At 39.3% G+C, this 12,152-nt stretch carries 12 protein-coding genes and 1 other annotated feature; all 12 genes read right to left on the bottom strand.

Annotated elements, in window-relative coordinates; all coding sequences use genetic code 11:
- Positions 1–262: 262 nt before the first annotated feature.
- Entirely contained in the window at positions 263–3,025 is a 2,763-nt protein-coding gene (gene ileS, locus IHV09_RS05495; protein WP_197263804.1) for an isoleucine--tRNA ligase, read from the bottom strand.
- Positions 3,026–3,118: 93 nt separating this feature from the next.
- Positions 3,119–3,345: a binding site (T-box leader), on the bottom strand.
- A 45-nt stretch (positions 3,346–3,390) separates the two neighbouring features.
- Positions 3,391–3,894, bottom strand: coding sequence for a DivIVA domain-containing protein (locus IHV09_RS05490; protein ID WP_197127662.1), 504 nt, complete (start codon positions 3,892–3,894; stop codon positions 3,391–3,393).
- 76 nt (positions 3,895–3,970) lie between these two features.
- A complete protein-coding gene (locus tag IHV09_RS05485) occupies positions 3,971–4,744 on the bottom strand; it encodes an RNA-binding protein (RefSeq protein WP_197263803.1) in 774 nt (257 codons plus the stop codon).
- 8 nt (positions 4,745–4,752) lie between these two features.
- Positions 4,753–5,028, bottom strand: a complete 276-nt coding sequence (locus IHV09_RS05480; RefSeq protein ID WP_231618205.1) for a YggT family protein — start codon at positions 5,026–5,028, stop codon at positions 4,753–4,755.
- Positions 5,029–5,053: 25 nt separating this feature from the next.
- On the bottom strand, positions 5,054–5,476 hold the full coding sequence (locus IHV09_RS05475; RefSeq protein WP_144700902.1) for a cell division protein SepF: 423 nt from the start codon (positions 5,474–5,476) through the stop codon (positions 5,054–5,056).
- 12 nt (positions 5,477–5,488) lie between these two features.
- A complete protein-coding gene (locus IHV09_RS05470; RefSeq protein WP_197263802.1) occupies positions 5,489–6,169 on the bottom strand; it encodes a YggS family pyridoxal phosphate-dependent enzyme in 681 nt (226 codons plus the stop codon).
- A 7-nt stretch (positions 6,170–6,176) separates the two neighbouring features.
- Positions 6,177–6,998: a peptidoglycan editing factor PgeF gene (gene pgeF / locus IHV09_RS05465; protein WP_197263801.1), complete on the bottom strand. Its 822-nt coding sequence runs from the start codon at positions 6,996–6,998 to the stop codon at positions 6,177–6,179.
- A gap of 73 nt (positions 6,999–7,071) precedes the next feature.
- Positions 7,072–7,356 carry a YlmC/YmxH family sporulation protein gene (locus IHV09_RS05460; RefSeq protein WP_066289211.1) on the bottom strand — a complete coding sequence of 95 codons (285 nt, stop codon included), beginning with the start codon at positions 7,354–7,356 and terminating at the stop codon, positions 7,072–7,074.
- Positions 7,357–7,448: 92 nt separating this feature from the next.
- Entirely contained in the window at positions 7,449–8,231 is a 783-nt protein-coding gene (gene sigG / locus IHV09_RS05455) for an RNA polymerase sporulation sigma factor SigG (protein WP_066240567.1), read from the bottom strand.
- A gap of 121 nt (positions 8,232–8,352) precedes the next feature.
- Positions 8,353–9,075 carry an RNA polymerase sporulation sigma factor SigE gene (sigE, locus tag IHV09_RS05450; RefSeq protein ID WP_137789730.1) on the bottom strand — a complete coding sequence of 241 codons (723 nt, stop codon included), beginning with the start codon at positions 9,073–9,075 and terminating at the stop codon, positions 8,353–8,355.
- 54 nt (positions 9,076–9,129) lie between these two features.
- Positions 9,130–10,041, bottom strand: a complete 912-nt coding sequence (gene spoIIGA, locus IHV09_RS05445; protein WP_197127658.1) for a sigma-E processing peptidase SpoIIGA — start codon at positions 10,039–10,041, stop codon at positions 9,130–9,132.
- 921 nt (positions 10,042–10,962) lie between these two features.
- Complete coding sequence (gene ftsZ / locus IHV09_RS05440) at positions 10,963–12,150, bottom strand: cell division protein FtsZ (protein WP_197127657.1); 1,188 nt, start codon at positions 12,148–12,150, stop codon at positions 10,963–10,965.
- Between the last annotated feature and the right edge of the window lie 2 nt (positions 12,151–12,152).

Genomic DNA, 12,152 nt, shown 5'->3' with positions numbered 1-12,152 from the left:
AGTACACCATAACAAACAAAAATCCCGCAAAATGCGGGATTTTTTAAATTCATACTTTCTAAACAGTGGAATGCTGTTAGTTTATTCACTTCTCTGACAAGTTGATTGGAGTGGAAGATGCGAGACTCCTGCGGGACAGGTAGGCAAGTGAGACACTTATACGTGAAACGTACGAATGTGGCTCACCGCCTGCCCCGCGGAAAGCGAGCATCTGAAACGGAAATCAACCACTTTCAAAGAACAACAATGAATACGAAAACAATTAAGCGTAGTGCTTTTCAACGATTTCTGCGCAGCTTGCACAAAGGGTTGGATGGCTCTCGTTCTTCCCAACATCTTCAGAAACAACCCAGCAGCGTTCACATGTTTCACCTTCTGCAGAGCTAACTGAAACAGCAACATGCTCATATACCCCTGCAGATTCAGGAGCTTCTGATTTCACTCCCCCTACTTCAGCTTTAGAAACAATAAAGAGTTTGTTTAAATCTTCTACTGATTCTAACCATGGTTTCAAAGCTTCGGTCGGATAAAGAGTGATTGAAGCCGTTAGTGATTTACCAATTGTCTTTTGGCTTCTTGCTTCTTCAAGTGCTTTTAATACTTCATCACGAACATCCATGAATACATCCCAGTCTTTTTCAAGCTTTTCTGTACCTTGGTAGTTCTGCACTTCTGGCATTGTAGTTAATTGAACACTTACTTCATCAACACCTGGAATGTATTCCCATACTTCATCAGCCGTGTGAGAAAGAACAGGAGCAGATAGCTTAGTAAGTGCCATTAATGATTGATAAAGCACAGTTTGAATGCTGCGGCGTTTATGATCGTCCTCTGCTTGGATGTATAGAGTATCTTTTGCCATATCTAAATAGAATGAACTTAACTCGATCGTACAGAAGTTATGAATCGTATTATATACCGTGATAAATTGATAGTCCTCGTAAGCTTTTTTAACTTTAGCTACTACTTTATCAAGTTTTACCATCATGTATTTTTCTAAATCTGGCATATCTTCAAACTTCACAGAGTGCTTATTCGGATCAAAACCATGCAGGTTACCTAACAAGAAACGAAGTGTATTTCTGATTTTACGGTATACTTCAGCAACTTGTTTTAAAATATCGTCTGATACACGTACGTCTGATTGATAATCGACAGAAGATACCCATAAACGGATGATATCTGCACCTAGCTGCTTCATCACCTTGATCGGATCTAGTGTATTACCAATTGACTTACTCATCTTACGTCCTTCTCCATCGAGAACGAAACCATGGCTTAAGACTGCTTTGTAAGGAGATTTACCAGTGATTGCAACAGATGTAGAAAGTGAAGAATTAAACCATCCACGATATTGGTCAGATCCCTCAAGGTAAAGATCAGCAGGTCTTACTAAATTTTCTCTCTCTTCAAGAACACCCCAGTGAGATGTACCTGAATCAAACCAAACGTCCATGATATCCGTCTCTTTTGAGAAACGGCCATTCGGGCTATGAGGTGAAGTAAATCCTTCCGGAAGGAGATCTTTTGCTTCTCTTTCAAACCAAATGTTTGATCCATGCTCTCTAAACAATTCTACTACGTGACTAATCGTTTCTTCTGTAAGGATTGCTTCACCATCCTCACCGTAAAAGACTGGAATTGGAACACCCCAAGCTCTTTGACGAGAAATACACCAGTCTTCACGATCTTTGATCATGTTGTGTAAACGTGTTTCGCCCCAATTCGGAACCCAATTTACTTCTTCAATCGCAGAAAGCATATCTTCGCGGATTCCTTTGATCGAAGCAAACCATTGAGCAGTTGCACGGAAGATTACCGGTTTTTTCGTTCTCCAATCATGTGGATAAGAGTGTGTGATGAATGAAAGCTTTAGAAGAGCACCTTTTTCTTGTAATTGTTCAGTAATCGGCTTATTCGCTTCATCATAGAACATACCTTCAAATCCAGGTGCTTCTTTCGTCATAACACCTCTGTCATCAACTGGACACAATACTTCTAGACCGTATTTTTTACCAACTAAAAAGTCATCTTCACCATGACCAGGAGCTGTATGAACACACCCAGTACCTGCATCCGTTGTTACATGTTCGCCCAGCATGACTAATGAATCACGGTCATATAAAGGATGACTAGCTACTGCATGCTCAATGTCAGCACCTTTAAAGCGTTTCACTACTTCGGCTTGGTCCCACTCAAATTCTTTCGTTAGTGATTCTAATAATGCTTCAGCAACAACATACTTACCATTTTCAGTTTGAACGGAAACATAATCTAATTCTGGATGAACTGAGATTCCTAAGTTTGCTGGAATCGTCCATGGCGTCGTAGTCCAGATTACAAGTTTCTCATCTGCATCAAGAACACCTTTTCCATCTTTCACATCAAACGCTACATAGATAGAAGCTGATCTTTTATCTTGGTACTCAATCTCTGCTTCTGCTAATGCAGATTCAGATGAAGGAGACCAATATACTGGTTTTAGACCTTTGTAGATTAAATCTCTTTTGGCCATTTCACCAAATACTTCGATCTGTCGAGCTTCGTACCCTTTATCTAACGTGATATATGGGTTTTCCCAATCACCACGAACACCTAGACGTTTAAACTGCTCACGCTGATGATCGACTTGTTTAAGCGCATACTCTTCACAAAGCTTACGGAACTCTGCAACAGTTAGTTCTTTGCGTTTTACTTTACCGCTTTTCGTTAGTGCAGTTTCAATCGGCAGCCCGTGAGTATCCCAACCGGGAACATAAGGAGCATAGTGTCCTGTCATTGATTTAAAGCGCACGATGATATCTTTTAGAATTTTATTCTCTGCGTGCCCGATGTGGATATCACCGTTTGCATATGGTGGTCCGTCATGCAGAATAAACGGAGGTAAATCCTTTGTATTTTCTAACACCATTTTGTAGATGTCTAGTTCTTTCCATTTGTCTTGAACAACAGGTTCTCTTTGAGGCAGATTTCCTCGCATCGGAAACTCTGTTTTCGGCATTAATAACGTGTCTTTATAATTCATCATCTTTCCTCCTTCATTACGATAAAACGTGACAGATGACCAAAAGTACCGTGTTAAAACAAAAAAACCTTCTCGCCCCTACTGCATGCTAACAGTAGGGACGAGAAGGTTATCCCGCGGTACCACCCTAATAGGTTCATGACATAACACGAAACCCACTTAGTCATCCGTAGCGTGGATGAAGCGCCTGAACTTACTGCTTTTTTTCAGTCCAGGAACTCAGGGGTGATTTTCAAATACATCTCTATACTAGGCTCGCACCATTTCCTAGATCGCTTGAATAGATAAAAGTAATTTACTGTCCCCGTCTTCGTCACATATTAATCTTAGAAAAGTATATGCGATTTTTCAAAGTAATGTCAAGCTTACGACTTTACTTCTTGAAGTTCATAGCCTTCAAGATTATCAGGTGCATTCAAAGAATCCCAGTCGTCATTCTTTAACATTTCAAGTTGAGCTTCAATCAACATTTTGAAACGTGTTCGGTAAACAGAAGACTGTTTCTTTAATTCATCGATTTCCATTGAGATCTTTCGAGATTTAGATAGAGACTCGTTAATGATTCTATCGGCATTTTTTTCTGCTTCTTTTACAATTAAGCGAGCTTCTTTCGTTGCTGTGCGCTTAACTTCTTCGCCAGTTTCCTGAGCAATCAGAATCGACTTATTTAGAGTTTCCTCAATGTTTTTAAAATATGAGATCTTTTCTTCAAGGTTCTCTACCGTTTCCTCTAGTTCTTTCTTTTCTCGGATCACTGTTTCATAATCTTTGATGACTTGGTCTAAAAAGTCATTCACTTCATCTTCACTATAACCTCTGAAACCTCTTGTGAATTCCTTGTTATGAATATCCAGTGGTGTTAAAGGCACAACGGCCACCTCCATAGATGCATTATTTTTTACCTAATTTCGACAAATTTTCTGTCATTCCTTCTATTTAAGGAAATTATTTTAATAGTCCGTAACGAATACGCCACTTTTCTTTCTTTGTTGTTCCCTCAATCGCGATGAGCTTACTCCTGCCGAATCCTCTAACTGAGAGCTCATCACCTTCCATCATTTCAGTTGAAACATGGTCGACGATCTTATGATTTAATTTAACCCGTCCTTGTTGAATCAAGGGAGATGCTTTTGCGCGAGATAGGTTGTACACTTCGGCGACAATAACATCTAGTCTTAGAGAGGACACAGTCCCGCTCTTTTCGTTATATTCAGTCTTTACTTCTGTCAATTCGTTTTCTTGGATCGTATGTAACTTAATACCTGTCTTTCCGACTTTCGTTAAGTTTAACTCGATAAAACCAGCGATCTCTGTCGCACATATGAACTGAACACGATCTCCTGAAATTAAAATATCACCATACTTCCCCCGTTTAACGCCGATGTTCATCAAAGCCCCTAAAACATCTCTATGTTCGATGGTGGAGAATTTAGCGGGATATTGAATGTCGTAGCAGACTAATTGAAAATCATCGTTTTGAACTTCAAAGTAATCAGGATAGATCAATGCTCTTTTCCGTTCAGAAAAAGAAGAGCCTCCCCATAAAGAGAGGCGAACTTCTGTATCGTTTCCAACGATTGTTTTTACGATTTCTTGTTCTCGTGGATCAAGAAAGTCAGTCAGCCTTGGACTATACCTTTCCAACACCTCAGACTTCCAGTTTAAAACACGATCCACAAATTCATGCTCTTCTGGTCTGTAATGCTGATAGATGCTCATAATAAGACCTATATCGAACGAGCAATCATATCTGCAATCGCAGCTACTCCAAAACGAGCAAAGTGCAGTGCCATTAGAGCTACGATCGGCGAAAGGTCAATCATGCCAAGAGGTGGAATAATCTTTCGGAAAGGAGCTAGATACGGTTCAACGAGTCTTGCGATCACTTGACCGATGGATGACTCACGAGCGTTAGGAAACCAAGATAATAGTATGTACCCGATAATCATGTAATAGTAGATTTGAATAAGAGTTAGTACTACGTCTTCAACTGCATAGATCATATTCAATAATTTTCACCTGCCTGATTTAATCTTCTTCCATCATTTCTGAAATCGTTCCAGAAACGTCAACATTTTCAGGAGTACATAAAAATGTATTCGGTCCTAACTTTTGAATGTCACCACCGATTGCATAAACAGTCCCTGATAAAAAGTCTACGATTCTTTTTGCTTGATCATGCGGAATTCTTTGCAAATTCATAACAACAGCTCGTCGATTTTTTAATTGATCTGCGATATCTTGTGCTTCCGCATATACACGAGGTTCTACGAGTACAACCTTTACTTGTTGTTGAATACTTTGAAGACTGACTACGTTCGGTTTACCTTTTTTCGTATGAGAAGGTGTGATTTCTTCTTCTTCAGGCATTGCTTCTTCCTCATAATCATCTTCATACTCATAATCATCTTCTAGATCAAAAAAGCGCTTGAATTTTGTTTTGATTCCCATCTGTTCCACCTCCTAGAATTCTTTTCCTACTAAACTCGTCCCTATTCTAATAAATGTTGCACCTTCTTCAACAGCAATCGAAAAATCGTTAGACATTCCCATAGATAGCTCTGTACAAGGAGCATGAACCAATTTTAGGTTCTGTATCTCCAATTGAAGTTGCTTTAATGTTGAGAACACGTTTCTGATTAAGGTTTCATCCTCAGTAAAAGGTGCCATAGTCATAAGCCCGACAACCTGAATACGATCGTAGTCTTTTAATTTATCGACAAAAGCCACTACATCTTTTACTGGTAAACCATGTTTGGAATCTTCTTCGGCTACATTAACTTGTACAAAGCAAGAAACGGTTCTGTCTGCTCGTTTTTGAATCTCACTCGCCAAACTCAAACGGTCTAATGAATGAATATAGTCCACGTGCTCGATAACATCTTTTACTTTTCTTGTTTGTAAAGTTCCGATAAAGTGCCATTTAACAGGTAGATCTTTCAGAAATTCTTTTTTGGATAACAATCCTTCTATCCTGTTTTCACCAATATGTTCAATACCTGCTAAAACAGCGTCTTTTGTTGTTTCATTACTCACATATTTCGTCACTGCGATTAAATTAACGCCCTTTGAAGACCTGTTTTTTTTCTGGCATGCTCTTTGAATTTCATTAAAGATATGTTCTTTGTTTTCTTTGATACCCAATTCTTGATTAATCCCCTTTCCTGCCTATATAACTCATCATTCTTCCCGTCTTGCCCTTGTCTTTACGATGCGAAAAGAACACATCATTTTGACAGCTCGTACATTGATCTGAAACGATAATATTTTCAGGCAGTACTCCAGCTCTTAAGAGAAGGATTTCATTCAGTTTCTTCAAGTTTAATTGATAGTTCCCAGCTGCATTTTTTTTATAAACAGTGTCTACAGTATCTCCATCTAAAGCTACTTTTACTTCATTTATTACTCTATCATCTACCTCATAACAGCAATTCCCTATTGAAGGACCAATCGCGGCTAAAATTGACTTCACATCAACACTCTCTTTTTCCTGCCAAATGTTGATCATGGCTGGTCCAATTTTTGCAACCGTCCCTTTCCATCCTGCATGAGCAAGTCCGATTAAATTATCATTCGGCGCATAAAAATAGAGAGGAACACAGTCCGCATAAAGAGACGTTAAAAGAATATTTTCATCTGATGTATATAATCCATCTGTATCAGGTATTGCTGTATCAAAATCTAGGGAACCTGATCCTCTGTCTTCTTTAGATACCTTTACAATATTTTCAGCATGAACTTGTTTAGATCCTATCCAATTTTCAACAGGAAACCCGATGTCTTCTGAAAATAATTTGCGGTTTTTTCGGACCTTATCTGGATCATCATTTACATGAAAACCCATGTTCATAGAATGAAAGGCCATTGTACTATTCCCGCCTTCGCGCGTTGTGAAACCCGAAAAAAGTTTAGAATTCAACTTTTGCCAACTCTGTATTGCAAGATGCTTTCCAGATCGTTCAAATGTGTTCATATGTATGTATTCCTCCTGGAAAGTTTTATCTTTATTTTACCACATTTTTAGATAAGAAAGAAAAAAGAACCGTTTATTTCAATTGATCAAACGGTTCTTTAACATATTCATTTAATTCACTTGCTTCCATATGTCTTACAAGAATAACATCTGCGCCGATCTTAACTATATTTCTCCAAGGTATCACGATGTCATTTTCTCTTGCAAAAAAACCAAGCATTTTTCCTGCACCAGGGATGATGATCGCATCTATCTTTCCAGTATTTAAATTGATTTCAAGATCAGCTATGTGACCGAGCTTTTTCCCATTTGCTACGTTAACAACATCTTTCACTTGAAAATCTGATATTTTATTCATCTGCAATCCCCGCCTCTCTTACAACAGTATATGAAGGACAAAGCTGTTTCATGTTTTTTGTACAAAAATAAAAAACCCGTAAAAAACGGGTTTTAACTGCTTTGGATATTTTTATTCATTTGAGAGATGGCTGCTTTTTCAAGCCTGGACACTTGTGCCTGTGATATACCGATCTCATCCGCTACTTCCATTTGCGTTTTCCCTTGAAAGAAACGCATCGTTAAGATCATTTTCTCTCGATCGTTCAAACGGCGCATTCCTTCTTTTAATGCAATTTCTTCAATCCACTGCATGTCCTTTGCTTTATCATCGCTGATTTGATCCATAACAAAGATCGGGTCGCCACCATCATTGTAGATGGGTTCGAATAATGACACTGGATCTTGGATGGCATCAAGTGCAAAGACCACTTCTTCTTTCGGTACATCTAAAGCTTCTGCAATCTGTTGTGCTGTTGGCTCCCGAGATAGTTTGTTCATAAGCTGATCTCGAACTTGCAGTGCTTTGTATGCGATATCCCTTAAGCTTCTAGAAACTCGTATCGGGTTATTGTCTCGAAGATACCGGCGAATCTCACCAATGATCATCGGAACTGCATAGGTAGAAAACTTAACATTCTGACCTAGATCAAAATTGTCTATGGACTTCATCAGCCCTATACAACCTACTTGAAATAAATCATCTACATGTTCTCCGCGGTTGTTGAATCTTTGAATGACACTCAGAACAAGTCTGAGGTTTCCGTTAACCAAAGTTTCGCGTGCATCAGGATCACCTTTATGCATCTTATCAAAAAGAATTCGCATCTCTGGATTTTTTAAAACAGGAAGCTTTGATGTGTCAACTCCGCAAATCTCAACTTTATTTCTTGTCAAGTCTTTTCCCTCCTGCCGGGAGCTAATTTCAAATTAAGTATCACCGAACGGAGGGAAATTTATGCAATTGTCATTTTGGAAAAAAAGCTAGTATTGAATCAAAACCTATATAAAATATGTGCTAAACCATTTTATTAAATTCTTTTTGAAGTCTCTTTATTATTCTTTTTTCTAACCTTGAAATATAAGACTGAGATATACCGAGCATATCTGCTACGTCCTTTTGTGTTTTTTCTTCACCGCCTGAAAGACCGAAGCGAAGTTCCATGATCTGTTTTTCACGATCGTTTAATGTAAACAGTGCTTTCAATAAAAGTTTTCGATCTACATTTGCCTCAATTCTCCGCGTGATAATGTCGTCTTCAGTACCGAGAACATCTGAGAGCAAAAGTTCATTCCCATCCCAATCCACATTTAACGGTTCATCAAACGATACTTCTGAACGCGTTTTGTTGTTACGACGTAAATACATTAAGATTTCGTTCTCAATACACCTTGAAGCATAGGTGGCGAGCTTGATCTTTTTTTCTGGATTGAACGTATTCACTGCTTTAATCAAGCCGATCGTTCCAATACTGATTAAATCTTCAATGTTAATCCCTGTATTCTCAAACTTTCGTGCAATGTATACGACTAAACGGAGGTTTCTTTCGATCAAAAGAGATTTTGCAGCCTGGTCACCAGATGGAAGCTTTTCAAGCAGAACCGCTTCTTCTTCTTTACTAAGTGGAGGCGGTAAGGCTTCGTTTCCTCCGATATAATAGATCTCATCTGACTTGAGCCCCAACTTAAATAATAACTTATACCAATACATTGTCATCTTAAGACGCCACTTATTGAACATGTTAACTCCCCTTTCACATTATCTTCTTTTAAGTACTTTCACGTATCGCTGTTGTTAGGACGCTTGTACATGTTGCAGATACATCTTAGGATGAACGATTGCATCAAACTGACCTTCGCTAGATAATACCGTCCAGCTCAAGCCTATGAGACACTGCGGAGATGCTACCGATACTCCATCCTTATCAATTTCAACGGTATCTGGTTTGATACAAGCTAAAAACTGCTGATGTCCAACTGCACGGTACGGTACGATTCGAAGTCTGTTCAGCCAAGGATGCTCATTGTCATCTGTATTCATGGCAAGCACGTCTTTGGCAGCAGTTCGAATGGTTTCCGGAAAAGAATCACCATGTTTGTTCATATCAAGGATCATGACAGGCATTTTAGAAATGGGATCGTATAATTTATTACCGGTATCAATAAGTCCATTTGCAGATATCAAGATCTGGTCTATTTTGATAGTAACTTTGATAAGACTGTTGGAATCCATTTTTTCCACAGAAATATCATCTACTCTTTTCTTTGAAAAGTACCAAAGAAGAGGAACGCCTGCTACTACAAATAGCCAGCTGACAGGGTCTCCCATGCCTGAACTTTTTGTCGTGATAACACCATTCATAATCACAGCATCACTTTGCATAAAATAGTGAAGACCGAAAATACCTCCACCCGTTACAAAAGAAACAAAATAAAACATAGCGATATTTTTCATGACAAACTTGAAACGCTTAAAGCCAAACGCCACAATCATAATAAAAATCGATAAGATAAATTTCATGATTGGCTGTGAAAATAACATTAGTTCTGGAAAGATTACTAAAAACACATAACTTGAAGCTAATAACGAAGCGAATAGGATTCTCTTTTTCGATGCATTGCGCTTGAGCACATACGCTGTCAGAGAGATTAAAACATAATCAATGCAGAAATTAAGAAACCAAATGACATCCAAATATAGGGTCATTGGTTTTCTCCTTTCTTAAATTTGAAATCAGTATAACGTATAGGTTGTTTGAAAGTCTGTCAGTTTATGAGAGAAGTAAAGTTCTTATTTTCTCTATTTTTGTCAAAATAACTTATATGTTAGGTATACGCTTTTCGGACAAGAATATGACAAAATCTAAAACATTTTACGTTAGCTTTGTAGTTTTTTGAAGTGGTTGATTTCCGTTTCAGGTGCTCGCTTTCCGCGGGGCAGACGGTGAGCCACATTCGTACGTTTCACGTATAAGTGTCTCACCTGCCCGCCTGTCCTAGCCGAGAGTCTCCCACCTTCCACTCCAATTAACTATTCAATGAAGCATTTTATAAATCTCTCTGTAGCATCATTCTACTTGTCAATATGCCTGTTGTAGAAAAAGACAAGGGATATAATTTTTTGAAAGGCTGTTTTCCATAGAGTTATTGCTTTAATGTTTTAATCTATTTTTATTCTCTTCCTTTGCATGTTGATTGGAGCGTATGGTTGCCGACTCCTACGGGAAGAGCGGTCAGTACGAAATGTGGAAGTGGCTCGTTCAGCCCCGACCAGCAAAAGTTGAATGGACTAGGAAGGCGCACTTTGCCTTCTTGTCCATTCAACTTTTGACCTCGAGAGGCTAGCCACTGTAACCAGACAGGTGGAGACTCCTAATGGCGCAAAGCGGCAGTCCGAAAAGTGGAAGTGACTCGTTCAGCCCCGACAAGCAAAAGGGAAATGTGCGAGGACGGCGCACTTTGCCTTCTTGACCGTTTACCTTTTGACCTCGAGGGGCTAGTCACTGCAACTAGACAGGAGGCTCACCGCACGCCCCGTGGAAAGCGAGCAACCTGGAGCGGAGATCAACTACTAACAAAACAAAAAAGCATGCTCTCTAAAATAGAGAACATGCTTTCATTTTTGTATTTATCTTCTTCTGTTTCGGCTGCGGTTACGCAAGAATGTTGGAATATCAAGCGTATCTGAATCAGCGTTCGTATAAGAAGTATTTCTTGATTCTTGGCTCTCTTCACGAGTTTGCCCTTGTTGTGACTGGCTTTGTGGTTGAGATTGACTTTGAGAAGAATGAGACTGATTAGAAGTAGGAGCTTGTTGCATTCTAGGACGCTCAGCTCTCTGTTGGTTATTAACCATCTTCTCCGTTTCATCAAATCCAGTCGCAATAACCGTAACGAGGATCTCATCTTTCAGTTCCTCGTTAATCACGGAACCAAAGATCATGTTTACTTCAGGATCTGAAGCAGATGAAACAATATCTGCTGCTTCGTTCACTTCATAAAGACTCAAGTTAGCTCCACCAGTAATGTTCATCAATACACCTTTTGCTCCATCGATAGATGTTTCAAGAAGTGGAGATGAAATTGCTTTTTTCGCAGCTTCAGCCGCACGGTTCTCACCAGTACCTACACCAATACCCATGAGTGCAGATCCGCGTTCAGTCATGATTGTTTTTACATCGGCAAAGTCAAGGTTGATCAGTCCTGGTACAGCGATCAAATCTGAAATACCTTGTACACCTTGGCGAAGAACATTATCCGCTTCACGGAAAGCTTCTAACATCGGAGTATTTTTATCAACGATTTCTAGTAATCGATCATTCGGGATTACAATTAATGTGTCAACTTTTTCTTTTAATACAGAGATGCCACCAACCGCTTGCGTAGAACGCTTACGACCTTCAAAAGTGAACGGTCTTGTGACAACACCAACTGTAAGAGCGCCAAGATCTTTAGCGATCTCTGCAACTACAGGTGCCGCACCAGTACCTGTACCGCCACCCATTCCAGCTGTTACGAATACCATATCAGCACCACTAAGTGCTTCTTCGATCTGTTCACGGCTTTCTTCAGCTGCTTTTTTACCGATATCAGGATTTGCACCTGCTCCAAGTCCTCTTGTTAATTTCGTTCCGATCTGCATTTTCACAGGTGCTTTAGAAAGATTCAAGGCTTGTGCATCTGTATTTACACAGATGAATTCTACACCTTGTACACCGTGTTCGATCATACGGTTAACAGCGTTACTTCCTCCGCCACCAACACCAATAACTTTAATTGTCGCCAATTGATCCATATTCATATCAAACTCTAACATGA

The sequence above is a fragment of the Fictibacillus sp. 23RED33 genome, assembly GCF_015903925.1.
Lineage (GTDB): Bacteria > Bacillota > Bacilli > Bacillales > Fictibacillaceae > Fictibacillus > Fictibacillus phosphorivorans.
The sequence above is the reverse complement of the archived record's forward strand: the minus strand, read 5'-3'. Positions and strand labels throughout refer to the sequence as shown.

Excerpts from the sequence above, each read along its gene's own strand:
- ileS (WP_197263804.1), bottom strand. The coding sequence starts at position 3,025 with ATGAATTATAAAGACACGTTATTAATGCCGAAAACAGAGTTTCCGATG.
- IHV09_RS05485 (WP_197263803.1), bottom strand. The coding sequence starts at position 4,744 with ATGAGCATCTATCAGCATTACAGACCAGAAGAGCATGAATTTGTGGAT.
- IHV09_RS05480 (WP_231618205.1), bottom strand. The coding sequence starts at position 5,028 with ATGATCTATGCAGTTGAAGACGTAGTACTAACTCTTATTCAAATCTAC.
- IHV09_RS05475 (WP_144700902.1), bottom strand. The coding sequence starts at position 5,476 with ATGGGAATCAAAACAAAATTCAAGCGCTTTTTTGATCTAGAAGATGAT.
- pgeF (WP_197263801.1), bottom strand. The coding sequence starts at position 6,998 with ATGAACACATTTGAACGATCTGGAAAGCATCTTGCAATACAGAGTTGG.
- IHV09_RS05460 (WP_066289211.1), bottom strand. The coding sequence starts at position 7,356 with ATGAATAAAATATCAGATTTTCAAGTGAAAGATGTTGTTAACGTAGCA.
- sigE (WP_137789730.1), bottom strand. The coding sequence starts at position 9,075 with ATGTTCAATAAGTGGCGTCTTAAGATGACAATGTATTGGTATAAGTTA.
- spoIIGA (WP_197127658.1), bottom strand. The coding sequence starts at position 10,041 with ATGACCCTATATTTGGATGTCATTTGGTTTCTTAATTTCTGCATTGAT.
- ftsZ (WP_197127657.1), bottom strand. The coding sequence starts at position 12,150 with ATGTTAGAGTTTGATATGAATATGGATCAATTGGCGACAATTAAAGTT.